Annotated in this window: 26 protein-coding genes; 20 read left to right on the top strand and 6 right to left on the bottom strand. The window is 53.1% G+C overall.

Going from position 1 to position 25773, the window contains the following annotated elements; genetic code table 11:
• Nucleotides 1–71: 71 nt before the first annotated feature.
• Together ydgH and BM427_RS05900 are read left to right on the top strand one after the other, a co-directional pair.
• A complete protein-coding gene (gene ydgH / locus BM427_RS05905) occupies nt 72–1016 on the top strand; it encodes a DUF1471 family protein YdgH (RefSeq protein WP_090120006.1) in 945 nt (314 codons plus the stop codon).
• A 194-nt stretch (nt 1017–1210) separates the two neighbouring features.
• Nucleotides 1211–2593, top strand: a complete 1383-nt coding sequence (locus BM427_RS05900) for an amino acid permease (RefSeq protein WP_090120005.1) — start codon at nt 1211–1213, stop codon at nt 2591–2593.
• On the opposite strand, the gene BM427_RS05895 is transcribed toward BM427_RS05900, so the two are convergent.
• Complete coding sequence (locus tag BM427_RS05895; protein ID WP_090120003.1) at nt 2590–2925, bottom strand: GlpM family protein; 336 nt, start codon at nt 2923–2925, stop codon at nt 2590–2592. The two genes, BM427_RS05900 and BM427_RS05895, sit on opposite strands and share 4 nt — an antisense overlap.
• 127 nt (nt 2926–3052) lie before the next feature.
• Here BM427_RS05895 and rstA point away from each other — a divergent pair, with 127 nt between their 5' ends.
• The 3 genes from rstA to tus all read left to right on the top strand — a co-directional run bounded on the left by rstA (nt 3053) and on the right by tus (nt 6095).
• Nucleotides 3053–3769: a two-component system response regulator RstA gene (rstA, locus tag BM427_RS05890; RefSeq protein WP_090120001.1), complete on the top strand. Its 717-nt coding sequence runs from the start codon at nt 3053–3055 to the stop codon at nt 3767–3769.
• A 21-nt stretch (nt 3770–3790) separates the two neighbouring features.
• A complete protein-coding gene (gene rstB, locus BM427_RS05885) occupies nt 3791–5086 on the top strand; it encodes a two-component system sensor histidine kinase RstB (protein ID WP_090119999.1) in 1296 nt (431 codons plus the stop codon).
• A 79-nt stretch (nt 5087–5165) separates the two neighbouring features.
• On the top strand, nt 5166–6095 hold the full coding sequence (gene tus, locus BM427_RS05880; RefSeq protein WP_090119997.1) for a DNA replication terminus site-binding protein: 930 nt from the start codon (nt 5166–5168) through the stop codon (nt 6093–6095).
• Here tus and fumC read toward each other — a convergent pair.
• Nucleotides 6092–7492 (bottom strand): class II fumarate hydratase, encoded by a 1401-nt coding sequence (fumC, locus tag BM427_RS05875; protein WP_090119996.1) that lies wholly within the window; start codon nt 7490–7492, stop codon nt 6092–6094. The genes tus and fumC overlap by 4 nt on opposite strands.
• Before the next feature lie 162 nt (nt 7493–7654).
• Entirely contained in the window at nt 7655–9301 is a 1647-nt protein-coding gene (gene fumA / locus BM427_RS05870; RefSeq protein ID WP_090119994.1) for a class I fumarate hydratase FumA, read from the bottom strand.
• A 198-nt stretch (nt 9302–9499) separates the two neighbouring features.
• Here fumA and manA point away from each other — a divergent pair, with 198 nt between their 5' ends.
• From manA to BM427_RS05855, 3 genes are all read left to right on the top strand, one after another.
• On the top strand, nt 9500–10678 hold the full coding sequence (gene manA / locus BM427_RS05865; RefSeq protein ID WP_090119992.1) for a mannose-6-phosphate isomerase: 1179 nt from the start codon (nt 9500–9502) through the stop codon (nt 10676–10678).
• A gap of 101 nt (nt 10679–10779) precedes the next feature.
• Nucleotides 10780–12318, top strand: coding sequence for a YdgA family protein (locus BM427_RS05860; RefSeq protein WP_090119990.1), 1539 nt, complete (start codon nt 10780–10782; stop codon nt 12316–12318).
• Nucleotides 12319–12462: 144 nt separating this feature from the next.
• The gene (locus tag BM427_RS05855; RefSeq protein WP_090119989.1) at nt 12463–12729 is read left to right on the top strand and encodes a hypothetical protein; all 267 of its coding nucleotides are present in this window, start codon (nt 12463–12465) and stop codon (nt 12727–12729) included.
• 63 nt (nt 12730–12792) lie between these two features.
• Here the strand turns inward: BM427_RS05855 and BM427_RS05850 are convergent, their stop codons facing one another.
• On the bottom strand, nt 12793–13041 hold the full coding sequence (locus tag BM427_RS05850) for a biofilm development regulator YmgB/AriR family protein (RefSeq protein WP_090119987.1): 249 nt from the start codon (nt 13039–13041) through the stop codon (nt 12793–12795).
• Between the two features lie 410 nt (nt 13042–13451).
• Here BM427_RS05850 and add point away from each other — a divergent pair, with 410 nt between their 5' ends.
• Entirely contained in the window at nt 13452–14453 is a 1002-nt protein-coding gene (add, locus tag BM427_RS05845) for an adenosine deaminase (protein ID WP_090120699.1), read from the top strand.
• Between the two features lie 36 nt (nt 14454–14489).
• On the opposite strand, the gene BM427_RS05840 is transcribed toward add, so the two are convergent.
• Nucleotides 14490–15530: an oxidoreductase gene (locus BM427_RS05840; RefSeq protein WP_090119986.1), complete on the bottom strand. Its 1041-nt coding sequence runs from the start codon at nt 15528–15530 to the stop codon at nt 14490–14492.
• A 205-nt stretch (nt 15531–15735) separates the two neighbouring features.
• Here BM427_RS05840 and blr point away from each other — a divergent pair, with 205 nt between their 5' ends.
• The 10 genes from blr (at nt 15736) to nth (ending at nt 23075) form a co-directional block, all read left to right on the top strand.
• Nucleotides 15736–15873 carry a division septum protein Blr gene (gene blr, locus BM427_RS05835; protein ID WP_090119984.1) on the top strand — a complete coding sequence of 46 codons (138 nt, stop codon included), beginning with the start codon at nt 15736–15738 and terminating at the stop codon, nt 15871–15873.
• A 265-nt stretch (nt 15874–16138) separates the two neighbouring features.
• On the top strand, nt 16139–16318 hold the full coding sequence (locus BM427_RS05830) for an HHA domain-containing protein (protein WP_244316616.1): 180 nt from the start codon (nt 16139–16141) through the stop codon (nt 16316–16318).
• An 87-nt stretch (nt 16319–16405) separates the two neighbouring features.
• Nucleotides 16406–16846 (top strand): DUF2569 domain-containing protein, encoded by a 441-nt coding sequence (locus BM427_RS05825; RefSeq protein WP_090119983.1) that lies wholly within the window; start codon nt 16406–16408, stop codon nt 16844–16846.
• Nucleotides 16847–16923: 77 nt separating this feature from the next.
• Nucleotides 16924–17505, top strand: coding sequence for an electron transport complex subunit RsxA (gene rsxA / locus BM427_RS05820; RefSeq protein WP_090119981.1), 582 nt, complete (start codon nt 16924–16926; stop codon nt 17503–17505).
• Nucleotides 17505–18083 carry an electron transport complex subunit RsxB gene (gene rsxB / locus BM427_RS05815; RefSeq protein WP_090119979.1) on the top strand — a complete coding sequence of 193 codons (579 nt, stop codon included), beginning with the start codon at nt 17505–17507 and terminating at the stop codon, nt 18081–18083. The genes rsxA and rsxB overlap by 1 nt, the downstream gene beginning before the upstream one ends.
• Nucleotides 18076–20058 carry an electron transport complex subunit RsxC gene (rsxC, locus tag BM427_RS05810; protein ID WP_090119977.1) on the top strand — a complete coding sequence of 661 codons (1983 nt, stop codon included), beginning with the start codon at nt 18076–18078 and terminating at the stop codon, nt 20056–20058. The genes rsxB and rsxC overlap by 8 nt, the downstream gene beginning before the upstream one ends.
• Entirely contained in the window at nt 20059–21111 is a 1053-nt protein-coding gene (gene rsxD, locus BM427_RS05805) for an electron transport complex subunit RsxD (RefSeq protein ID WP_090119975.1), read from the top strand. It abuts the gene before it with no gap.
• A 9-nt stretch (nt 21112–21120) separates the two neighbouring features.
• Nucleotides 21121–21741: an electron transport complex subunit RsxG gene (gene rsxG / locus BM427_RS05800; protein WP_090119973.1), complete on the top strand. Its 621-nt coding sequence runs from the start codon at nt 21121–21123 to the stop codon at nt 21739–21741.
• A 3-nt stretch (nt 21742–21744) separates the two neighbouring features.
• On the top strand, nt 21745–22440 hold the full coding sequence (locus BM427_RS05795) for an electron transport complex subunit E (protein ID WP_090119971.1): 696 nt from the start codon (nt 21745–21747) through the stop codon (nt 22438–22440).
• Complete coding sequence (nth, locus tag BM427_RS05790; protein ID WP_090119970.1) at nt 22440–23075, top strand: endonuclease III; 636 nt, start codon at nt 22440–22442, stop codon at nt 23073–23075. Before BM427_RS05795 ends, nth begins: the two co-directional genes overlap by 1 nt.
• A 6-nt stretch (nt 23076–23081) precedes the next feature.
• On the opposite strand, the gene BM427_RS05785 is transcribed toward nth, so the two are convergent.
• On the bottom strand, nt 23082–23507 hold the full coding sequence (locus tag BM427_RS05785; RefSeq protein WP_090119968.1) for a CopD family protein: 426 nt from the start codon (nt 23505–23507) through the stop codon (nt 23082–23084).
• Nucleotides 23508–24250: 743 nt separating this feature from the next.
• Between BM427_RS05785 and dtpA the strand changes: the two genes are divergently transcribed.
• Entirely contained in the window at nt 24251–25753 is a 1503-nt protein-coding gene (dtpA, locus tag BM427_RS05780) for a dipeptide/tripeptide permease DtpA (protein ID WP_090119966.1), read from the top strand.
• Nucleotides 25754–25773 lie beyond the last annotated feature (20 nt).

Genomic DNA, 25773 nt, shown 5'->3' with positions numbered 1-25773 from the left:
TGCAATAATCACCGACGTTTTCCCAACAACAACACCAGTTTATGGTTTGCGCAAGGCGAAGGACTATTTTTATGAAGCTTAAGTACACCCTCCTGGCGTCAGCTCTTTTATCTGCCACAGTGATGACAGCGAACGCGGCCACGGAGTTAACACCGGAGCAGGCAGCGGCAGTAAAACCTTATGATCGCGTCGTCATTATCGGTCGTTTTAACGCCATTGGCGATGCCGTCAGCGCGGCATCCAAACGCGCGGATAAAGAAGGCGCAGCGGCATTTTATGTTGTAGATACCTCTGATGCGGGCAACAGCGGCAACCAACGCGCCACCGTCGATCTCTATAAAGCCGATGCTGCAAAAGCAGAACGTCCGGCCTTTCGCGTGATCAATGGCGTAACAGAATTACCGAAAGATGTCGCCATCGCGCTTGAACCATACGATACCGTCACCGTTCAGGGCTTCTACCGTACACAGCCGGAAGTTAACGACGCCATCACCAAAGCCGCCAAAGCAAAGGGCGCCGCATCTTTCTATATCGTTCGCCAGGTCGATGCGAACCAGGGCGGCAACCAGATGATTACCGCCTTTATCTATAAAGCCGACGCCAAAAAACGCGTTATTCAGAGCGCCGATGCTATTCCACGTGATTCCGATGCAGGTCGCGCTGCGCTGGCTAAAGGCGGTGAAGAAGCGAAGAAAGTGGAAATTCCTGGCGTTGCCAGCGATGCAACGCCAGGCGTCGGTATTGGCCGTTTCTTCGAAACGCAATCCACATCCGGCGGACGTTACAGTGTCACGCTGCCTGACGGCACCAAAGTCGAAGAGCTGAACAAAATCACGGCTGCACAGATGGTACCGTTCGACAGCATCAAGTTTACCGGCAACTACGGCAACATGACGGAAATCTCCTATCAGGTTGCTAAACGTGCCGCGCAGAAAGGCGCGAAGTATTACCACATCACGCGCCAGTGGTCAGAAAGCGGCAACAACATGACCATCAGCGCCGATCTCTACAAGTAAGCGCATTCCTGAATCAGGCGGCTTCGGCCGCTTTTTTTTCGTTTTTTCCTCGCTTTTTCGCAAAATTGCCATCGACAGCATTGCATGCCCTGACGACACTCCGTAAAATCCCGCGCCTCAGTGAGATCCACCATATTTATGCGCATCGGCAAAATAATTATTCTGGATTAGCCGCTTTTTTTGACAGGATAACAATGGAAAAAAAACTAGGCCTTGGCGCTTTAACTGCGCTGGTTTTGAGCTCCATGCTCGGCGCTGGCGTATTTAGCCTGCCACAGAATATGGCGCAAGTCGCCAGTCCGGCGGCGTTGATCATCGGCTGGGTGATCACCGGCGTGGGAATACTGCTGCTCGCCTTTGCGATGCTGATTTTGACGCGAATACGCCCGGATCTGGATGGTGGTATTTTTACGTACGCTCGCGAAGGGTTCGGCGAGCTGATCGGCTTCTGCTCGGCATGGGGATACTGGCTATGTGCGGTTATTGCTAATGTCTCTTATCTGGTGATTGTTTTTTCCGCGCTGAGTTTCTTTACCGATACTCCCGCGTTTCGTCTGTTTGGCGATGGAAATACCTGGCAATCGATCGTCGGCGCGTCGGCGTTGCTGTGGGTTGTGCACGCGCTGGTTCTGCGCGGCGTGCAGACAGCGGCAAGCATTAATCTTGCCGCTACGCTGGCGAAGCTGGTGCCGCTTGGATTGTTTGTCGTGCTGGCGGCGCTGGCATTTAATCTCGACAAGTTCCGTCTGGACTTCAGCGGTATCGCACTCGGCGTTCCTGTCTGGGAACAGGTAAAAAACACCATGCTGATCACCTTGTGGGTATTTATCGGTGTGGAAGGTGCCGTGGTAGTATCAGCAAGGGCGCGTAATAAACAGGATGTCGGTCGCGCCACCCTGCTGGCGGTACTGACAGCACTTACGGTCTATCTGCTGGTCACCCTGCTTTCTCTCGGTGTGATTCCACGTCCGGAACTGGCAGAAATGCGTAACCCATCAATGGCCGGGTTGATGGTCAAGCTACTTGGTAGCTGGGGCGAAGTGGTGATTGCCACCGGATTGATTATCTCCGTATGTGGCGCTTATCTGAGCTGGACCATTATGGCCGCTGAAGTTCCATTGCTGGCAGCGACACATAAAGCCTTCCCGCGTATTTTTGCGCGCCAGAATAAAAACAGCGCACCAGCCGCCTCGCTGTGGCTGACCAATAGCAGCGTGCAGGTCTGCCTGGTGCTGATCTGGCTTACCGGATCGGATTACAACACACTGCTGACCATTGCCTCAGAGATGATTCTGGTGCCCTACTTCCTCGTTGGCGCCTTCTTGCTGAGAATGGCCCGCCGCCCGCTACACCAGGCGGTTGCCATTGGTGCCTGCCTGTACGGGTTGTGGTTGCTGTACGCCTCCGGGCCGATGCACCTGCTGCTCTCCGTGGTGCTTTACGCGCCGGGTCTGTTGGTCTTTATGTATGCCCGTCACACGCACAAAATGACTGGCACGCTGAAACAGCGAGAAAAAGCGCTGATCAGCCTGCTGCTGATTGCTGCTGTTCCGGCAACCTGGATGCTGGTGCGTTAATGGGCACGGCTCCAGACAAAAATTAACAGCCAGGCGCTGAGGCACCAACACAATACTGCGCAGCCCAGCGCCGGCCAGACGCGCATCATACCGGTGAAATACCACAACGACAGCAGATAGACAAAATAGGGGATGATCGCCCACATACCGAACACAATGGTGGTGCGCAATGCTTCTACGCCGCGTTCGGTCGCCACGATATAGTGGGCGATCAACGCAAAAGTCGGGAACAGTGGGATTAGCCCGGCAATATAATAATTTTTTGTTTTTGCTAATACGCCGATCAACAGCACCACCAGCGCGCCAAGCATAGCTTTAAAAAACAGTCCCATAATTTTCCCTTTAATACTTTAATAACAAAGATCTACAGCATAATTGAGCATATAGCTTTCAGAAAAGAATAATGGCAGCTTACCGCAAGGCGGTGTATGTTTACGTTTTTATCTATAACACAGGCATATGAATAAGATCGTTTTTGTGGAAGACGACCCGGAAGTCGGCGCACTGATTGCGGCTTATCTGGGCAAGCACGATATGGATGTCATTGTCGAACCCCGCGGCGATCGCGCCGAAGAAGTGATCGCCCGTGAAAAACCGGAGCTGGTGCTGCTGGATATTATGCTGCCGGGTAAAGACGGTATGACGCTGTGCCGCGACCTGCGAAGCCAGTGGAATGGTCCGATAGTGTTGCTCACCTCGCTCGACAGTGATATGAACCATATTCTGTCGCTGGAAATGGGTGCCAACGACTACATACTCAAAACCACGCCACCTGCGGTTCTGCTGGCCCGGCTGCGGTTGCATTTGCGACAGCGCACGGGTGTTACCGCGGAGCCTGCGGCCCCGTCGCTGAAGCAGCATAAAGCCATCAGTTTCGGCACGTTGTCGATCGATCCAGTAAATCGCCAGGTGCTGCTGGCAGGCGAGCAGGTTTCGCTCTCGACGGCGGATTTTGAGCTACTGTGGGAACTGGCAACCCACGCCGGGCAGATCATGGACCGGGACGCACTGTTGAAAAACCTACGCGGTGTCAGTTATGACGGCATGGATCGCAGCGTCGATGTGGCGATCTCACGCCTCCGGAAAAAGCTGCTCGACAGCGCCACCGAACCTTATCGTATCAAAACCGTCCGTAACAAAGGCTACCTGTTCGCGCCGCACGCGTGGGACAACTGAAGCTCTTAACCAGGTATCACGATGAAAAAACTGTTCGTCCAGTTTTACCTTTTGCTGTTCGTCTGTTTTCTGGTCATGACGATGCTGGTGGGTCTGGTTTATAAATTTACCGCCGAGCGCGCAGGACGTCAGTCGCTGGACGACCTGATGAAAAGCTCCCTCTATTTAATGCGTAGCGAGCTGCGCGAAATTCCGCCGCATCAATGGGCTAAGACACTGAAAGAGCTGGATCTAAATTTGTCATTCAATCTGCGCATTGAACCGATGAATAAATTCACGCTTAAGGAACCTGCCGCTCAACGGCTGCGCGAAGGTGATATTGTGGCGCTGGATTCTGAATACACCTTTATTCAGCGCATTCCCCGCAGCCATTATGTGCTGGCTGTCGGCCCGGTACCCTATCTCTTTTTCCTGCATGAGACGCGGCTACTGGATATGTCGCTGATGGCGCTGATTGGCATCTCACTCGCCTTTCCGGTGTTTATCTGGATGCGCCCGCACTGGCAGGACATGCTGCGGCTGGAATCTGCCGCACAGCGTTTTGGTGATGGCCATCTGGAGGAACGTATTCATTTCGACAGTAATTCAAGCTTTGAGCGGCTCGGTATCGCCTTTAATCAGATGGCTGATAACATCAATGCGTTGATCACCAGTAAAAAACATTTGATTGACGGTATCGCCCACGAGCTACGCACACCGCTGGTCAGGCTGCGCTACAGGCTGGAGATGAGCGATAATCTAAGTGAAACCGAGCATGCGGCGCTGAACCGTGATATCGAGCAACTGGAAGCATTAATTGAAGAGCTGTTGACCTTTGCAAGGCTCGATCGCCCGCAAACTGAGCTGAAACTCACCACCCCGGATCTGCCTGCCTGGTTTCACAGCTACATGGATGATGCCCGCAGTATGAACCCGAAACATACATTGTTGCTGACCACCACGCCGGGCGAAGAATACGGTGCGCTCGATATGCGCTTGATGGAACGCGTGCTGGATAATCTGGTAAATAATGCTCTACGTTACAGCCAGCAAACCGTGAGGGTCACCTTACAGCGCCAGGGCTCGCAGGCCAGCATGACTGTGGAAGATGATGGTCCGGGTATTGCGCCCGAAGAGCGCCAGCGCGTGTTCGAGCCTTTTGTCCGCCTCGATCCCAGCCGCGATCGCGCAACCGGCGGCTGCGGCCTGGGGCTGGCTATTGTACATTCGATAGCTCTGGCTTTCGGCGGTGAAGTAAGCTGCTCGCAAAGCGAATTGGGCGGTGCGCAATTTACTTTTAGCTGGCCCATCTACCACCACATTTCACTACCATCCTGAACCGCAGCGGCGCACTGGCCGAATGTCGGCACCTATGCTATAAATTAAATAGCATGTTGTAACTAATAGAGGAATCAGGATGGCGGCGCTGGATCTTATCGAACGTCTGAACACCACTTTTCGGCAGCTTGAACATGAACTCGGCGCATTGAAAGCTACGCTGGCGGAGTGCCGTCTGATGGCCGGGCGCGTCTTCACCTTGCCGGAAATTGCCAAAGGCGCAGAGCATAATCCGCTGCCGACGATTCATGTCAAACAACATATTGGCCGACGCGCGGCAGAGTTGGCGCTCAACCACTACACGCATCTGTTCATTCAGCAGCAGTCGGAGAACCGCAGCAGCAAAGCCGCGGTGCGGTTACCGGGGGTAATGTGTTATCGAACCAATGAGGCGACTCGTCAGGCACTGGAACAGCGCATCGGCACAATCAATTCGTTGAAAGTGGCCTTTGAACAGATTGTCACCGTCGAATCAGGGCTGGAGCCCGCTGCACGTTTTGAGTGGGTCCATCGTCATTTACCGGGTCTGATCACCCTTAATGCCTACCGCACGCTAACGTTGGTACATTCCCCCGCTACCATCCGTTTCGGCTGGGCCAATAAACACATCATCAAAAACCTCACGCGAGATGAGGTGCTGACGCAACTGGAGAGAAGTCTGAAATCACCGCGCGCTGTTTCAGCCTTCACTCGGGAGCAGTGGCTGGCGAGAGTCGAACAGGAGTACAACGATATTGCCGCACTGCCAAAGCAGGCTCGGCTGAAAATTAAACGCCCGGTGAAGGTACAACCGATTGCGCGCATCTGGTATTCCGGTTCGCAAAAGCAGGTGCAATACGCTTGCCCGACACCGATGATTGCACTGATTTCAGAGGAAAACGGTGGGACAGTACCGGATATCGGCGAACTGCTGGATTACAACGCCGATAATATACAGCACCGTTTCAAACCGCAGGCGCAGCCGCTGACGCTGTTGATCCCGCGGCTGCACCTTTATCTGGCAAGTTAGGCCTGTTTCATGCTGCCGACCATCGACTCCGGGCGAACCCAACTATCAAACTCGGCCTCTGTCAGGTAACCGAGCGCCAGCGCCGAGGCTTTCAGCGTCAGCCCTTCTTTATGGGCTTTTTTGGCAATTTCTGCCGCTTTGTCGTAACCGATATGCATGTTCAGGGCTGTCACCAACATTAACGATTCATTGAGCAACTGGTCGATACGCGCACGATTGGGCTCAATGCCCACCGCGCAATGCTTGTTGAAGCTCGCCATTCCATCGGCCAATAAACGCACCGATTGCAGGAAGTTATGGATAACCAGTGGACGAAACACATTCAGTTCGAAATTGCCGGACGCACCGCCAATGTTGATCGCCACGTCATTGCCCAGCACCTGGCTGCACAGCATGGTCATCGCTTCGCACTGCGTCGGGTTAACTTTGCCCGGCATGATCGAGCTACCTGGCTCGTTCTCCGGAATGGCGATTTCGCCAATACCGCAGCGCGGACCGGAAGCCAGCCAGCGCACATCATTGGCGATTTTCATCAGCGATGCAGCCAGCCCTTTTAACGCGCCATGAGCATGCACCAGCGCATCACAGGTGGCCAATGCCTCGAACTTATTGGGCGCAGTGATAAACGGTTGTTGCGTGAAACTCGCCAGCTCTTTCGCCACACGCTCTGCATATTCCGGGTGCGTATTCAGCCCCGTTCCTACCGCAGTGCCGCCCAGCGCCAGCTCGCTTAAGTGCGGCAGACTTAATTCGATATGCTTCAGGTTGTGTTCCAGCATCGCGACCCAACCTGAGATCTCCTGACCAAGCGTCAGCGGCGTTGCATCTTGTAAGTGGGTGCGACCGATTTTCACTATGTCAGCGAAAGCGCAAGATTTCTCCGCAAGCGTGTCTTTCAGAACCCGCAATTGTGGCAGCAGGTGTTCGCGTACGCCAATCACCGCCGCGACATGCATAGCGGTAGGGAACACGTCGTTGGAGCTTTGGCTTTTATTTACATCGTCATTAGGGTGGATTTTGCGATCCATTCCGCGCACGCCGCCGAGGATCTCGCTGCCGCGATTCGCCAGAACCTCGTTCATATTCATGTTGCTCTGTGTGCCGGAACCGGTCTGCCAGATGGCGAGCGGAAACTCATCGGGATGTTTCCCCGCCAGCACTTCATCTGCCGCAGCGATAATCGCGCGAGCCTTCTCTTCAGGCAACAGCCCCAGATCCTGGTTCACCTTCGCCGCTGCACGCTTGGTCAGCGCCAGCGCTTGGATCAGCGAGACCGGCATTTTCTCGGTGGAAATGCGGAAATGCTCCAGCGACCGCTGGGTTTGCGCTCCCCACAGTTTATCGGCCGGAACCTCGATGGCGCCCATCGAATCTTTCTCACTGCGATGCGTTGTCATTACTTTCTCCTTGGCTACAAAGTGGTGTTGAGTGCTGACATTGCTCACCTGCAAACAAGTAAAAGTATTGATGCTATTTATGATGTTGTTTACTGCTTTGTGCTCAGACAGGTCTGCAGGGTAATCCCGGAAATGAAAAACCGCCCCACTGGGCGGTCTGAGTCATTTCACACAGCGGGCGCACTGGCCGGACTGGATCTGCTGGAAGAAGTCATTGCCTTTGTCATCGACAAGGATAAAGGCCGGGAAATCTTCCACTTCAATCTTCCAGATAGCCTCCATTCCCAGCTCCGGATAAGCCACGCACTCCAGGTGCTTGATGCTGTTCTGCGCGAGAATCGCCGCCGGGCCGCCGATGCTGCCAAGGTAAAAACCGCCATGTTTATGGCAGGCATCCGTCACTTGCTGGCTGCGGTTTCCTTTTGCCAGCATGACCATGCTGCCGCCCTGTGACTGTAACTGATCGACGTAGGAATCCATCCGCCCAGCGGTGGTTGGGCCGAGGGAGCCAGATGCGTAACCTTCTGGTGTTTTCGCCGGGCCAGCGTAATAAATCGGGTGATTTTTCACGTACTCCGGCAGATGCTCGCCGCTGTCCATCAGTTCTTTCAGTTTCGCATGCGCAATATCGCGAGCGACAATGATCGTGCCGCTGAGCGACAGACGCGTGGAGACCGGGTACTGCGACAACTGCGCCAGAATCTCTTTCATCGGACGATTGAGATCCACTTTCACCGCCTCGCCCTCGCCCGCCTGGCGCAGCGCTTCGGGAATGTATTTACCGGGGTTCTGCTCCAGCCGCTCCAGCCAGATCCCTTCACGGTTGATCTTGCCTTTGATGTTACGATCGGCCGAACAGGAAACCCCCATACCCACCGGACAAGACGCGCCGTGGCGCGGCAGACGGATCACGCGAATATCATGGGCAAAGTATTTACCACCAAACTGGGCGCCCAGACCAAGATTCTGCGCTTCCACCAACAATTCCTGCTCCAGTTGTACATCGCGGAATGCCTGGCCGTGCTCATTACCTTCCGTCGGCAGCGCGTCGTAATATTTGGTTGATGCCAGTTTAACCGTTTTCAGCGTCGCTTCCGCCGATGTACCGCCAATTACGAATGCAATGTGGTAAGGCGGACACGCTGCCGTACCAAGGGTGCGCATCTTCTCGACAAGGTAATTTTTCAGCTTCGCCGGGGTGATCAGCGCTTTGGTTTCCTGGTAAAGATAGGTTTTGTTGGCCGAACCGCCCCCCTTGGCAATGCACAGGAATTTATATTCATCGCCATCCACACTGTAGAGGTCTATCTGCGCTGGCAGATTAGTGCCGGTGTTAACCTCTTTGTACATATCCAGCGGCGCATTCTGCGAGTAGCGCAGGTTATCGTTAATAAACGTGTTATAGACGCCACGGGCCAGCGCAGCTTCATCGCCGCCGCCGGTCCATACACGCTGCCCTTTTTTACCCATGATAATGGCCGTGCCAGTATCCTGGCAGGTCGGCAGAATGCCGCGCGATGCGATCTCGGAGTTGCGCAGGAATTGCAGCGCCACATATTTGTCGTTTTCGCTGGCTTCGGGATCGTCAAGGATATCGGCAACTTGCTGCTGGTGCGCCGGGCGCAGTAAAAATGCAGCATCGTGGAAAGCATGTTGCGCCAGTAGTGTCAGCGCCTGCGGGTCAACTTTGAGGATTTGTTGGCCGTCAAACTCGGCAACAGAAACATAGTCACGGCTTAGCAGGTAGTATTCGGTCTCGTCCTTTCCGAGCGGGAAAGGATCTTGATAGCAAAAGGGTTTATTCGACATTGTTCTCTCACTTACGGCACGATCTGGTTATTGTTCAGGCAGCCATTCCCTCTGCCCGTGTTAAAGCGAGTCACCATATCCTACACATTTTTTTAACAAAAACTGAGACTAATACGACTTTTTATCGGCGCAGGTTACTTCTGCCGGGTTTGTTGCTTTAATGACGCCAATATTTCATTACTCAGAAAGGGCTTGATAATGCAAAAACTCATCAACTCAGTGCAAAACTACGCCTGGGGAAGTAAAACTGCGTTAACGGATCTCTACGGTGTGGCAAATCCGCAAAACCTGCCGATGGCAGAGTTGTGGATGGGGGCGCACCCGAAGAGCAGCTCAAAAGTGCAGGACACCAGCGGTCAGACCCGCACGTTGCGTGACGTAATCGAGCAGGACAAAAACCGCCTGCTCGGTCAGGCTGTGGCAGAGCGTTTCGGCGAACTACCGTTTTTATTTAAGGTGCTGTGTGCCGACCAGCCACTGTCGATTCAGGTTCATCCCAACAAGAAAAACTCAGAAATCGGCTTTGCCAAAGAGAACGCCGCTGGCATTCCGCTGAACGCCGCAGAACGTAACTACAAAGATCCGAATCATAAGCCGGAACTGGTGTTCGCCCTTACGCCGTTCCTGGCCATGAATGCCTTTCGCGAGTTCTCCGACATTGTCTCGCTGCTGCAACCGGTCGCTGGTGCGCATGCGGCTATCGCCCACTTCTTACAAGCACCAGGCGCGGAGAGATTGAGCGAGCTGTTTGCCGCTCTGCTCAACATGCAGGGTGACGAAAAATCCCGCGCGCTGGCGGTGCTGAAATCCGTACTGGAAGAAAAACAGGGCGAGCCGTGGCAGACGATCCGCACAATTGCTGAATTCTACCCCGATGACAGCGGCCTCTTTTCTCCACTGCTGCTCAACGTGGTAAAACTGAATCCAGGCGAAGCGATGTTTCTGTTCGCCGAAACGCCGCATGCCTATCTGCAAGGTGTAGCGCTGGAAGTGATGGCAAACTCTGATAATGTTCTGCGCGCTGGATTAACGCCGAAATACATCGATATTCCTGAACTGGTGGCGAATGTCAAATTCACACCGAAACCTGCCGCCACGCTCCTCACCGAGCCGGTGCGTCAGGGCGCGGAGCTGGATTTTCCGATCCCGGTTGATGATTTTGCGTTCTCGCTTCACGATCTCTCCGCCGCTGAAACCACGCTGGCACAGCAAAGTGCGGCGATTGTTTTTTGCGTGGAAGGCGAAGCGGTTCTCAGTGAAGGCAGCGACCGTCTGGTACTGAAACCCGGCGAGTCGGCATTCATTGCTGCCGATGAGTCGCCAGTGTCTGTTCGTGGCACCGGGAGAGTGGCGCGCGTATTCAATAAAAGCAACTAAGTTACTGAACTTTTTAATAAGGGTTGCTAAGCTTGCTGTAACCTATTTCGACAGTCCAGGCGGCCTTCACCGCCTGGTTTCATTTTTTATGGATAAACACTATGAAAAAAACGTTGGTTGCCGCAGGGATTATTGTTGCACTGGGTGTCGTCTGGACCGGCGGTTCCTGGTACACAGGAAAACAGCTCGAAAGCCGTCTGACGGAGATAGTGAACAATGCCAATGCGCAGATTAAGCACAATGCGCCGGAGGCCAACGTTGAGGTCTCCGCGCAGGATTATCAGCGCGGCCTCTTCTCCAGCCATTTTACGCTGCATATCAAGCCAGTTGAAGGTACCACCAATACCTGGCTGAAACCCGGCCAGGATATTGTTCTGCAAGAAACTGTCGATCACGGCCCTTTCCCGCTGGCGCAGCTTAAGTCGTTCAGCCTGATGCCTGCGATGGCCTCAGTACATACGCAACTGGTTAATAACGATGTCACCAAAGCGCTGTTCGACATCGCCAAAGGGGAATCGCCATTCTATGCCGACACCCGCATTGGCTACAGCGGTGATACGCGCAGCGATATCACTCTGCGCCCACTCAGCTCTGAAAAAGAGGGCGAGAAAGTCGCTTTCAGCGGCGGCCAGTTCCGTTTCAGCGTGGATAAAGATGGCAACGCGCTCACCCTGAGCGGAGAGGCACAGAGCGGGCTGGTCGATGCGGTGAATGAGTACGGGCAGCGCGTGCAACTGTCGTTTAATCAACTGAAAACCGACGGCAAAAGCGAAATCGCGGCTTTTGATGAGCGAACCGGCAGTCAGAAACTGTCACTCGATAAACTCTCTATTTCGGTGGAAAACAAAGAGCTGGCCGTGCTGGAAGGTATGAGCTTAACGGCCAAATCCGACGTGGCTGATGACAAGAAAAACATCAATAGCCAGCTTGATTACACCCTCAATAGCCTGAAAGTTCAGGGTCAGGATCTGGGCAACGGTAATCTGACGCTAAAAGTGGGTCAGATCGACGGTCAGGCGTGGCATCAGTTCAGCGAGCAGTACAATGCACAAACGCGCGCGCTGATGGCGCAGCCGGGAGTGGTGCAGAATCCGGAACTCTACCAGCAAAAAGCGACAGAAGCTTTCCTCAATGCAGTACCGCTGCTGCTGAAGGGTGAACCGGTTATCACCGTTGCGCCGTTAAGCTGGAAAAATGCCAAAGGCGAAGCCACCTTCAATCTCTCGCTGTTTCTGAAAGATCCTTCCACCGCAACAGGCGCGCCGCAAACACTCGCCGACGAAGTTGATCGTACGGTGAAATCGCTGGATGGCAAACTGGTGATCCCGGTGGACATGGCCACCGAACTGATGACTCAGATAGCGAAACTGGAAGGTTATCAGCAGGACGAAGCTGCAAAACTGGCTAACCAGCAAGTTAAAGGACTGGCGGCGATGGGCCAGATGTTCCGTATTACCACGCTTGAGAACAACAATATTCTCACCAGCCTGCAATATGCGAACGGACAGGTGACACTGAATGGCGAAAAAATGCCGCTTGAAGAGTTTGTCGGTATGTTTGGTCTCCCGTCGCTTCAGCCCGGTCAGCAGGACAATGCGGTTCCACCGGTGCCGGAAGTACCGGCAGCGCCGCAGCAGTAATGTTAACCCCTCTGCGGAGGGGTTAATTTTTTGCCGGGCAGCAACACACCTTTCCGCATCGATGTGTGCAATTCATACAACGCAGTGATATATATACGTAGTATATTTCAATTCCCTCCCATACCGCTGATTTTGTGAGGCTGGATGCGTAAAAAGGCGTATGAAGATCTTGTCGATACGGTGCTGAAAGATGCCGTTATGGCATTGCTGGCGTCAGAAAGTAATATCTCTTTCTCTGCGCTTGTGCGGCAACTCCAGCAGCACCTGCAGGAAACGAGTGATAATGGGCGACGCAACGCGCTTCGTGCAGCCATCCGTGCCATCTACCACTACCAGAGCAACAATACGCACTGTGCCAACCCGTTTCCCTTAACCGGATTTTCAGCGCAAAATAATCTGTCCAGACATTAACTCTGCAGACAAAAAAAAGCCTCCGCGGTAGGCGAAGGCGAATCGAGGACACAACTTTTTTAATTACATATCGTCGGGCGTTTTCTGCACGACCAGCTCTAATGCATTGCGATAGATATCCTGTCTGACCACATCATCTTCTGTTTCCAGCAGCCCGATCAGCGCCAGAATCAGATGCTTATTACTGACCTCTACATTCTTTAACCGCAGGTTATGCATAATATCGTGGATTATTTTCTTTTCCGCTTCATAAATATGCGCATCTGTTCCGAAATACGCATTAAGTTGCTCTTCTGTGGTTGTCGTCTGCATAGTGATCCTGAATAAAAAAAGAGAGCCCGGTCTCCACGGTATGGCGGGAGGGTTCTGATTCGACAATAAAAAATAGTCATGCTTTTTCACCTGCGCAACTTATTACATAACAATTTTTTATCTATTTGTCTGGCGACAATTTTTTACTGACGTACATTCCTCCCGCCAGCATTTGAAACCCGTTTCGCTTAGGGAGCCCGCGCTTCGGCGTCCGAAACCAGAGAAATGAGATACGTGCTACCCTTTCTGCAGGTATTCAGGCAACAGGTCGGATGGGGAAAACATAAAATCGGGTAGTTATTCGCCGCATAGCCTTTTCATTCAGGGATTCATAAATTTAGCTTTATTTTTAATGGCTTATTTGACTGTGGTATAATGGTATGCACTTTAGCAAAAATAAGAGTGCGACCATGATAGATCCCAACCAGCCACTGACTGACATCCATCGCCATCTTGACGGCAATATCCGCGCCCAAACTATTCTGGATCTTGGCCGCCAATATAATTTACCTCTGCCCGCGCAAACGCTCGATGCGCTGCGTCCGCATGTGCAGGTCACCTCGAACGAACCCGATCTGGTCAGTTTTCTCGCGAAACTCGACTGGGGTGTTAAGATGCTGGCTTCGCTGGATGCCTGCCACCGGGTGGCGTACGAAAATATGCAGGATGCTGCCCTTAACGGCCTGCATTATGTCGAACTGCGTTTCTCGCCAGGCTATATGGCCATGACACACAACCTGCCGGTTGCTGGCGTGGTAGAAGCAGTGATTGCCGGCATACGTGAAGGGAGTCACGACTTCAATGTCCAGGCACAGCTAATCGGTATTATGAGCCGCACCTTTGGTGAAGCCGCCTGTTTGCAGGAACTGGAAGCTTTACTGGCACATCGCGACGGGATCACCGCACTGGATCTGGCGGGCGATGAGTTAGGCTTCCCTGGCAGCCTGTTTCTGCCGCACTTTAACCGCGCGCGGGATGCGGGCTGGCGTATTACCGTGCATGCAGGCGAAGCGGCCGGACCGGAGAGTATCTGGCAGGCGATTCGCGAACTGGGTGCCGTACGTATCGGCCACGGTGTCAAAGCGATCGACGATGCGGCGCTAATGGATTTCCTTGCTGAGCAACGTATCGGCATCGAATCCTGTCTGACGTCGAATATTCAGACCAGTACCGTACCTTCGCTCGATCGCCATCCACTCAAGACCTTCCTCGAACATGGCATTCTTGCCAGTATCAACACTGACGATCCGGCCGTGCAGGGCGTGGAGATTGGTCATGAATATCAGGTAGCGGCACCCGCAGCTGGACTGAGCCGTGAACAGATTCGCCAGGCACAAATCAACGGTCTGGAGATGGCGTTTCTCAGTGAACAAGAGAAAGAGGCATTACGGGAGAGAGTGGCAAACGCCTAAAAAAACCGCTCACGCAACGACGTGAGCGGTCAGTTATCAGGTCAGGCTAAGGGTAGCGCGATGTTTTGCGGACTCAATTCCCAGTTCGATTAACTCCATAATCTGGATGGCCTGGCTGGCCGGAACCGGGTTTGCACCGACGCCATTAAGCGCATCTCGAATCGCAGCGTAATAGGCCGGGTAGTTGCCTGGTACGGTAAGCCAGCTCTCTTCCTTACGTTCTTCGCCTTCTACGCGTGTCAACACGCCGTCGCGCATATCGTAGCCCCAGTCAGCCTGCGGCAACCGCGCGCCATTTTTCAGGCACTCTTCCTGCGGATCCAGACCATATTTCACATAGCTGCCACGGCTGCCGTGCACAATGTAGCGTGCCGATTCCGCAGCCGCCAGCAGCGTACCATGCAGTACCACGCGACGTTGCGGGTAAGTCAGTACGGCATGGAAGTAGTCTGTTGATTGTGCGCCCGGACGCAATTGCGCCAGATCGACCATCAGCGAGACCGGCAGACCGAATAAATTAACCGCCTGATCGAGCAAATGCGGACCTAAATCGTACCAGATTCCGCTGCCTGGCCCGCCCTGCTCACGCCAGCGGTTGCGTACCTGCGGACGAAAACGGTCAAAATGGGATTCAAAATAGGTCACCTCACCCAGCGCACCGTCCGCCAGTAGCGCTTTTAAGGTCAGAAAATCACTGTCCCAGCGCCGATTATGGAAAACAGACAATACGCGTCCCAGACTACGCGCCAGCGCATCCAGTTCGCGAGCTTGTGACAGTGTCACTGTGAAAGGTTTATCCACAACGACATGTTTACCGGCTTCCAGCGCCGCTTTGGCCAGCGGGAAATGGGTATCGTTGGGTGTCGGGATCACGATCAAATCGATTTGCGGATCATTGAACAGATGTTTCGGCTCAGAGACAATCGGCACGACAGGCCAATCGGCTTTGACTTTTGATTCATTACTGCTGGAAATAGCCACCAGTTCCATTCCTGACGTCCCGGCAATCAGCGGCGCATGGAACGTTTTACTGGCATAACCATAACCGACTAAGCCAACACGGATCTTATCACTCATATTGTGCCCCTCCTTTTAGAGTACTAATTTGACAACATCTGCCGGATGGCAACAACCGCTTCCTCCATTCATAAATTTCCTTAACGATTTAGTACTATTACACCTGGTTTCCGGTTGGAAAATCTGCTTAAATCGACAATCAGTGCTTTTCCTGGACATTATGGCGTTTTTTTATACATGGATTAACATCAGGAGTTGTAGAAGCATGGCCGGAATAATCAATCGGATCATTGAACTAATGGGATGGGTGGTGCTCGGAGTATCGGCCGTTCTTTTGATTTTCGCCAGCCATATAGATAATTATCATCCCCCAGAACAGAGTATTGTGACGCAAAAAAAATAATAACGAAAACTGCTGGTAAAAAGGATAAATGCTTATTACCAGCAGTAGCGAGGATCGTTCTTACCCGCCAACGCTCTGGCACTTGCTTTCATTCAACCTTTTTCATTCGGAAATGAAAACTCTTAATTTAAGAGTAGCGCTATTTACGTTGTGATAATGACGTTTATTGTTCGCAAGTATTAGCCCTATTTGATGTACGCCTCTTTTCAGTATATGGATAACCCCTGACATGGCCATTCAGGATTATTTTTAAAAATTCCGCAAAATCAGTTCGCCTGAACCTCTGATAAAATTGATTGATCACCTTAACTACACGCTTATCGACACCGTCGAAATCATCAACATGTACCGCGCCGCAGCTCACCACCGTGCTGAACTGGTCTCTGGCAGCCGCTTGTTTAACATTGAATGCGTTCCCCGCTCTGTCTGGCGCTACGCGCAATGACGCCTCTGGTATTTGGCGTGCAATGCTTTATACTCGTCGCCCGGCGAAATAATTGCATTACATTAAAGCGTTAACAGAGGAATAGATATGACGACAACGCCTGCAGAACGAATCGGAGGCTGGTTACTTGGCCCTCTGGCCTGGTTGCTGCTTACGTTATTAAGTACCTCTCTGGCATTAATGCTCTATGCTACCGCGCTATTAACGCCGCAGACGGTTGCTGCGCTCGGCGCACAAACGCTGAGAGAAAATGTTCTATGGTTCGTTTCATTCGCCTTCGCTATCGCCATCTGGTATTACACATTTTGGCTGGTGATCGCCTTTTTCAAGCGCCGTCGCGGCGTACCCAAACACTATATAATCTGGTCGTTAATTTGCGTCCTGCTGTCGCTGAAAGCGTTCGCTTTCTCCCCCGTTTCCGACGCTTTGGCAGTGCGACAACTGCTGTTCCCGCTGCTTGCCGCTGCGCTGATGGTGCCTTACTTCAAGCGTTCTCAACGCGTGAAGAAGACCTTCGTTAATCCGTAATAACCTTACAGTTATCCTGTTGTCGCCCGGTGCTGTTTGGCCGATAATAGGCGGCTTTTTTATTTTCAGGCCAAATAATGACAGATTATCTGCTGCTATTTATCGGGACGGTGCTGGTCAATAACTTCGTACTGGTGAAGTTTCTTGGCTTGTGTCCGTTTATGGGCGTTTCCAAAAAACTGGAAAGCGCCATGGGCATGGGTCTGGCGACCACCTTTGTGATGACGCTGGCGTCGGTGTGCGCCTGGATTATCGATACCTGGGTTCTGATTCCGCTGGATTTAGTCTATCTGCGCACGCTGGCGTTTATCCTGATTATCGCGGTTGTCGTGCAGTTCACCGAAATGGTGGTGCGCAAAACCAGCCCGGCGCTCTATCGCCTGCTGGGGATCTTCCTGCCGTTGATCACCACCAACTGCGCGGTGCTGGGCGTTGCACTGCTGAATATCAACCTTGGTCATAACTTCATGCAATCGGCGTTATATGGCTTTGCCGCCGCCGTTGGCTTCTCTATGGTGATGGTGCTGTTCGCTGCGATCCGCGAGCGTCTGGTGGTTGCCGATGTGCCCGCGCCCTTCCGCGGGAATGCGATTGCGTTAATCACTGCGGGCTTAATGTCTCTGGCCTTTATGGGCTTTAGTGGTCTGGTAAAACTGTAATGAGTGCAATTTCAATCGCCGTTGCAGCCCTGAGCGTGCTTGGGCTACTGTTCGGTCTCATTCTCGGTTATGCCTCCCGCCGCTTTGCGGTTGAGGACGACCCGGTCGTTGAACGTATTGATGCGTTGCTGCCACAAAGTCAGTGCGGTCAGTGTGGTTATCCCGGTTGCCGCCCTTATGCGGAAGCTGTGGGCATCAACGGCGAAAAAATTAACCGCTGTGCGCCGGGTGGTGAAGCGGTAATGTTGAAAATCGCCACGCTGCTGAATGTCGATCCACAACCGATTGACGGCGATGCCAGCACACAGGAGCCGGTACGGATGCTGGCGGTTATCGATGAAAACAACTGCATTGGTTGCACCAAATGCATCCAGGCCTGTCCGGTCGACGCCATCCTTGGCGCTACGCGCGCCATGCATACAGTGATGAGCGATCTGTGTACCGGTTGTAACCTTTGTGTGGATCCGTGCCCAACGCAGTGCATTGAATTGCGCCCTGTGGAAACGACCACCACGAGCTGGAAATGGGATTTAGAAACCATTCCGGTTCGTATTATTCCTGTGGAACACCATGTTTAAGTTATTTTCCGCTTTCCGAAAAGAGAAACTGTGGGATTTTCACGGTGGCATTCATCCGCCGGAGATGAAAACGCAGTCTAACGGCACACCACTGCGCCAGTTACCGCTGGCGCAACGCTTTGTCATACCGCTGAAACAACATATTGGTGCGGAAGGCGAGCTGTGCGTCAGCATCGGTGATACGGTGCTTCGCGGCCAGCCGCTGACACGCGGTCGTGGACGGATGCTGCCAGTACATGCCCCGACGTCGGGTACCGTTATCGCTATTGCTCCCCACGCCACTGCTCACCCTTCTGCGTTGCCTGAGATGAGCGTCATTATTGAAGCAGATGGTGAAGATCGCTGGATCGAACGTAACGGCTGGAATGACTACCGCTCGCACAGTATTGATGCGTTGCTCGAGCGCATTCATCAGTATGGCGTCGCGGGATTAGGCGGCGCAGGCTTTCCGACCGCTGCCAAACTGTATGGCTGCGGCAGTAAAATTGAAACGCTGATCATCAATGCCGCCGAATGCGAGCCGTATATTACCGCTGACGACCGCCTGATGCAGGATTGTGCCGCGCAGATTATTGAAGGCGTGCGTATTCTGGCGCACATTCTTAAACCGCGCCAGATCCTCATCGGGATTGAAGATAATAAACCCCAGGCAATTTCGATGATGCGTGCGGTGCTGGCCGACAGCCATGATATTCAGTTACGCGTTATTCCAACCAAATATCCGTCTGGCGGCGCAAAACAGTTAACGCAGATCCTGACGGGCAAACAAGTGCCGCACGGTGGTCGTTCTTCAGATATCGGTATTCTGATGCAAAACGTCGGTACGGCCTATGCCGTGAAACGCGCAGTGATTGACGGCGAGCCCCTGACCGAACGTGTCGTCACGCTAACTGGCGAAGCCGTCACCCATCCAGGCAACGTCTGGGCACGTCTGGGTACGCCAGTACGTCATCTGCTTGAGCATGCGGGTTTCTGTCCCTCCAGCGAACAACTTGTCATTATGGGCGGCCCGCTGATGGGTTTTACCCTGCCGTGGCTGGATGTTCCGGTGGTCAAAATAACCAATTGTCTGCTAGTGCCATCTGCCAGTGAAATGGGGAAACCGCAGGAAGAAGAGAAAGGCTGTATTCGCTGTAGCGCCTGTGCCGATGCCTGCCCGGCAGATTTACTACCGCAGCAGCTTTACTGGTTCAGCAAAGGCCAGCAACACGATAAAGCCACCGCGCATAATCTTTCCGACTGTATCGAATGCGGTGCCTGCGCCTGGGTATGCCCCAGCAATATTCCGCTGGTGCAATATTTCCGCAAGGAGAAAGCAGAAATTAATGCTATTGCCCAGGAAGAGAAACGTACGATCGAAGCCAAAGCGCGCTTTGAGGCACGTCAGGCTCGTCTTGAGCGCGATAAAATTGCCCGCCAGCAGCGCCACAAACAGGCAGCAGTTCAGCCAGGCGCTCAGGATCAACAGGCTATCGACGCGGCGCTTGCCCGCGTACGGGAAAAACAAGCTACCGCAACACAACCAGTAGTGATTCAGGCTGGTGCTGAGCCGGATAACCGTGATGCCATCGCCGCTCGCGCAACGCGCAAAGCGCAGATGCGCACACGCCAGGCAGAAAAAGCACTGCTCGCAGAAGCAAATGCGGCAAGCGGTGAAACGGACGATCCACGCAAAGCTGCCGTCGAGGCGGCAATTGCCCGTGCGAAAGCACGCAAAGCAGTGCAGGCTGAATCTCCGGTTACTGAACAATCGCCGGAGCCGGCGACCGTCGATCCGCGTAAAGCTGCCGTTGAGGCGGCAATTGCCCGTGCGAAAGCGCGCAAAGCAGAACAAATGCAGACGCAGGCAGCGGTAAATGAAACATCACCGGTTCCGCAGGCCGCCAATGATGATCCCCGCAAAGCGGCGGTCGCCGCCGCCATCGCCCGTGTTCAGGCTAAAAAAGCCGTGCAGCAAGCTGTTAACGAGGATTAAATGGTTTTCCGAATCGCAAGTTCCCCCTATACCCATAACCAGCGTCAGACTTCTCGCATTATGCTGCTGGTGACGCTTGCCACCGTGCCAGGCATTGCCGCTCAACTGTGGTTTTTCGGTTGGGGAACGCTGATACAGATCATTCTCGCGATTGTCAGTGCCCTCACAGCGGAAGCGCTGGTATTGTCGCTGCGGAAACAAAACGTGGCGGTGATTCTGGCGGATAACTCGGCGCTGTTAACCGGTTTGCTGCTGGCGATCAGTATTCCCCCTTTCGCGCCGTGGTGGATGGTGGTGCTGGGTACGGTGTTCGCCGTCATTATCGCCAAACAGATATATGGCGGGCTTGGTCACAACCCATTTAACCCGGCGATGATCGGTTACGTGGTACTGCTGATCTCCTTCCCGGTGCAAATGACCAGTTGGCTGCCGCCATACGAAATCGCCCATACCGTGCCGGGCTTTATGGATGCGGTTCAGGTGATCTTCATTGGGCATACCGCAACGGGTGCCACCATGGAAACCCTGCGTATTGGCATTGATGGCGTCAGCCAGGCTACGCCGCTGGATACCTTTAAAACGTCACTGCATGCTGGTCACAGTGTCGAGCAGATCCTGCAATACCCGATCTACAGCGGTGTGCTGGCGGGCGCAGGCTGGCAGTGGGTTAACCTCGGCTATCTGGTTGGTGGGCTGTTCCTGCTGTGGCAAAAGACCATTCGCTGGCATATTCCGCTGAGCTTCCTGCTCTCGCTTGCAGTGTGTTCCACACTTGGTTGGATCTTTTCCCCGCAATCGCTGGCTGCACCGCAACTGCATTTGCTCTCCGGCGCAACCATGCTGGGGGCATTCTTTATTCTGACCGATCCGGTAACCGCCTCCACAACCAACAAAGGGCGGCTTATTTTTGGCGCGCTTGCGGGTTTGCTGGTGTGGCTGATCCGCAGTTTTGGCGGCTATCCTGACGGCGTCGCCTTTGCCGTGCTGCTGGCTAACATCACCGTACCGTTGATTGACTACTACACGCGTCCTCGCGTGTACGGGCATCGTTGAGGAGTCGCCATGCTAAAGACAATGCGTAAACATGGCGTGACACTAGCGCTATTCGCAGCAGGTTCTACCGGCCTGACGGCGGCCATTAATCAAATGACTAAAACCACGATAACCGAACAGGCCGCGCAGCAACAAAAAGCGCTGTTTGATCAGGTGATCCCCGGCGACAGCTATAATAATGCGCTGCAACAGAGCTGTTATCTGGTGAGCGATCCGGCGTTAGGTAAAGGCAAGCATCATCTGTGGATTGCCAAAAAAGATGAGCAGCCAGTGGCAGCAGTGATTGAAGCCACAGCACCTGACGGCTACTCAGGGGCGATTCAGTTGTTGGTCGGTGCCAACTTCTCTGGCTCCGTGTTGGGCGTACGCGTGACTGAGCACCATGAAACGCCAGGGCTGGGCGATAAAATCGAACTGCGTATTTCCAACTGGATCACGCATTTTTCCGGGAAGAAAATTGACAGTGCCAGCGACCCGCATTTTGCGGTAAAAAAAGATGGTGGCGATTTCGATCAATTCACTGGAGCCACCATTACCCCGCGCGCCGTGGTCAATGCGGTTAAACGCGCGGGCCTGTATGCAACGACGCTGCCTGAGCAGCTTTCCCGTTTACCGGGTTGTGGAGAGTAAACGATGAGCGAAGTAAAAGAGGTTATCGTCCAGGGGCTGTGGAAAAACAACTCCGCGCTGGTGCAGTTGCTCGGGATGTGCCCACTGCTGGCGGTAACCTCCACGGCGACTAACGCGCTGGGTCTGGGGCTGGCTACCACACTGGTTCTGACGTTGACCAACTTCTTTATTTCGTTGTTGCGCCGCTGGACGCCCGCAGAGATCCGTATTCCTGTTTACGTGATGATTATCGCGTCCGTGGTCAGTGCGGTACAGATGCTGATTAATGCTTATGCTTTTGGGCTGTACCAGTCTTTGGGGATCTTTATTCCTCTGATCGTCACCAACTGTATCGTAGTCGGACGCGCTGAAGCTTTTGCAGCAAAAAAAGGCCCTGCGTTATCGGCGTTGGATGGTTTTTCCATCGGCATGGGAGCAACCTGTGCGATGTTTGTTCTCGGCTCGCTGCGTGAAATCCTTGGCAACGGCACCCTGTTTGACGGCGCAGATGGCCTGCTCGGCAACTGGGCAAAAGTCCTGCGTATAGAAGTATTTCATACCGATTCACCGTTTTTGCTGGCGATGCTGCCGCCGGGCGCATTTATCGGTCTGGGCATGATGCTGGCAGTGAAATATCTTATCGATCAAAAAATGAAAAAGCGCCGGGAAGCCACTGCCGCTGTTAGTAACGCAGCACACTCGTCGCCCGGGAAGGCATAATGAATAAAACAAAACGGCTGGAAATATTAACCCGTTTACGGGAAAACAACCCTCACCCGACCACCGAACTCAATTTCAGTTCGCCATTTGAACTATTGATCGCCGTGCTGCTTTCCGCCCAGGCGACCGACGTCAGTGTCAATAAAGCCACCGCGCTGCTCTACCCGGTTGCCAATACACCCGCCGCGATGCTGGCGTTGGGCGTAGAGGGCGTAAAGCAATACATCAAAACCATTGGCCTGTTTAACAGCAAAGCGGAAAACGTGATTAAAACCTGCCGTATTTTGCTGGAAAAACATGGTGGCGAAGTGCCGGAAGATCGCGCTGCGCTGGAAGCGCTGCCGGGCGTCGGGCGTAAAACCGCCAATGTGGTGCTTAACACCGCCTTTGGCTGGCCAACAATTGCCGTTGATACACACATCTTCCGCGTCTCCAACCGCACCCATTTTGCGCCGGGTAAGAACGTTGAGGAAGTGGAAGAGAAACTGCTGAAAGTGGTGCCAGCAGAGTTTAAAGTCGATTGCCATCACTGGTTGATCCTGCATGGGCGATACACCTGCATCGCCCGTAAGCCGCGCTGCGGCTCCTGCATTATCGAAGATCTCTGCGAGTACGGCGACAAAACCGAACACTGATCGCCGTCAGAACGGCCGGAATACCGCCAGCAGAATAATCACCGCCACCACGACAATAATTAGCGTGGTGGCATTGCGCACGGTGCCAGCCCCTTTCATCACTTCACCTGCCGCCATCCGGCGTATCGTTGCCGAGAGAAAACCATGCAGCCCGGAAAGCGCGATCACGCCCACGATCTTCACGACCAGCCAGAGATGCGGAAACTGACCGTGAGCGATAACCATGATCACCCCGGCAATCCACAGCAGCAGCATCGCGGGGGTGACAACTTTACGGCTCCATCGGCGTACAGCCAGCAACAACCCAGCCGTTGAGGTCTTATCGCTTTGCAGCGCGCTCCAACTGGCAACCACTGCCATTACCAACATGCCGCCAATCCAGACGATGGCGGAGACAATATGTAACGCATTGAGCCACGGATGAAAATTCATTATTTGACTCCAGTAGAAAGGGACAGTCAGCAGTCTGCCAGCAGCGCAGCGGGTTGTCATGAACAATGCGCGGCATGACGTTAAAAAGGCCATGGTTATCGCCCTTTTACCCTGTGCGGAAGTAATGCAAATTGGCGAAACTTGCTGATTTGCGGCAGATAACTGATGTGACATTACTCACATCTCTACACATCACCATAAAGACGAATTAATGTGCGAAAAATGACGAATTGAACACATAATAGTCCGCTTATTCGTATTGATTAAGACTTATCATTTTTTTAGAAGAAAAAAATACAACTGAAGTGTGATTATACTGACATTGCTAATATGATGTTAAAAAAAGGTTTACCGCTGAAAATTGCAAGTCGGAGCGCAGAGTCCACTTACTCATTATCAAGACATATAACCATTAATTATTAATAAACCAGTCCAATACACTACCTTATAAGCAAAATAGCAGAATATATAGCTAACGATACAATCTCACCCTATAATTGCAGTGGAAAAATCCATCTTTATTACATTGGTAAAATTTAACTCTGAATAACAAACACAACTACCGAGTAATGTAATGGTGGAGATCTATGTAACAGAATATGTCAAAGGTATTGCCTGAAAAGCCAGGATAGTGAACATTACCCGCCGTTTCCCCCTCCCAATATAACTATAAGCGTGGTGAATTCTGGTTATTACGCGCTGAACACCCCCCGTTAGTATGGGATGTAAAAAAAGAGGTATATGTGTCAACTGCAAACAAACCAACCGAAAACGTTAGCCTGAACGCTTTTAAACAACCCAAAGCGTTTTATCTGATTTTCTCGATCGAATTATGGGAACGTTTTGGTTACTACGGCCTGCAAGGGATCATGGCCGTTTACCTGGTAAAACAGCTAGGTATGTCCGAAGCGGACTCGATTACGCTGTTCTCTTCCTTTAGCGCACTGGTCTATGGCCTGGTCGCTATTGGCGGCTGGCTGGGCGATAAAGTCCTCGGCACTAAACGTGTGATTATGCTGGGCGCGATTGTGCTGGCGATCGGCTATGCGCTGGTGGCATGGTCTGGTCATGACGCCGGGATCGTCTATATGGGTATGGCGGCTATTGCCGTCGGCAACGGGCTGTTCAAAGCCAACCCGTCTTCCCTGCTCTCTACCTGTTATGCCAAAGATGATCCGCGTCTGGACGGTGCATTTACTATGTACTACATGTCCGTTAACGTTGGTTCCTTCTTCTCTATGCTGGCAACCCCGTGGCTTGCCGCGAAGTTCGGCTGGAGCACGGCATTTGGTCTGAGCGTTGTCGGTCTGCTGATCACCATCGTTAACTTCGCCTTCTGCAAACGGTGGGTGAAAACCTACGGTTCAAAACCGGACTTCGCACCGGTGCGCATGGGTTACCTGCTGGCGACCATCGTCGGTGTCGTCGTGCTGATTGCCATCGCGACCTGGCTACTCCACAACCAGGGAATTGCCCGTATGGTTCTTGGTGTTGTTGCGCTGGGCATTATTTGCATCTTCGCGAAAGAGACGTTCGCTCTACAAGGCGCTGCGCGTCGCAAAATGATTGTGGCCTTCATTCTGATGCTCCAGGCGATCGTTTTCTTCGTTCTGTACAGCCAGATGCCGACCTCCCTAAACTTCTTTGCGATTCGCAACGTTGAACACACACTGTTCGGCATTGCGTTTGAGCCGGAACAGTACCAGGCGCTGAACCCGTTCTGGATCATTATTGGTAGCCCGATTCTGGCAGCCATCTACAACAAAATGGGCGATACGCTGCCGATGCCGCATAAATTTGCCATCGGTATGGTGCTGTGCTCGGGCGCATTCCTGGTGCTGCCGCTGGGTACTAAATTTGCCTCCGATGCCGGTATCGTCTCCGTGAACTGGCTGATTGCAAGCTACGCCCTGCAAAGTATCGGTGAGCTGATGATCTCCGGGCTGGGCCTGGCGATGGTTGCGCAGCTGGTACCGCAACGTCTGATGGGCTTCATCATGGGTAGCTGGTTCCTGACGACCGCCGGTGCGAACATCATCGCAGGTTACGTCGCTAACCGGATGGCGATCCCGGAAAATGTGACTGACCCACTGATGTCACTGGACATCTACGGTACTGTCTTCCTGCAAATTGGTATCGCCACAGCCGTGATTGCTGTGCTGATGATCCTGGCTGCACCGAAGCTGAACCGCATGACGCAAAGCAAAGACAACGTGCGCGAAGCGTCAGAAACCGCAGCAGCGTAAACGCTGCGGGGAACACGAAA

This window comes from Kosakonia arachidis (genome assembly GCF_900116535.1).
GTDB classification, from domain to species: Bacteria; Pseudomonadota; Gammaproteobacteria; order Enterobacterales; family Enterobacteriaceae; genus Kosakonia; species Kosakonia arachidis.
The sequence above is the reverse complement of the archived record's forward strand: the minus strand, read 5'-3'. Positions and strand labels throughout refer to the sequence as shown.